We start from the raw sequence: 246 nt of genomic DNA, 5'->3' as shown, positions 1-246 counted from the left end.
GCCATTAAACCCTTTAAAACCGAAAGACTGAGGATACAGACATGATGAAGTTCCGATTGACCACGCTGACGGCCTGTCTGCTGACTGGCCTGGCAGGCTCTCAGCAGGTCTGCGCGGCGCTGGCGCTGGACCGTACCCGGGTGATTTTCCCGGGGGGAGAAAAGTCCGTGACGGTCAATATACACAATGAGAACACCGCCCTCCCCTACCTGGCTCAGTCCTGGCTTGAGGACGGAAAGGGCAACA

1 protein-coding gene is annotated in these 246 nt (G+C 57.3%); it reads left to right on the top strand.

Annotated features, from left to right (window positions below):
• Positions 1-41: 41 nt before the first annotated feature.
• Positions 42-246: fimbria/pilus periplasmic chaperone (locus SB659_RS20265; RefSeq protein ID WP_410551730.1), on the top strand; the 205-nt coding region annotated here is incomplete at its 3' end.

It is taken from the genome of Arthrobacter sp. SIMBA_036, from assembly GCF_046535135.1.
GTDB lineage: Bacteria > Actinomycetota > Actinomycetes > Actinomycetales > Micrococcaceae > Arthrobacter.
This window is presented reverse-complemented; position numbering and strand designations above follow the sequence as displayed.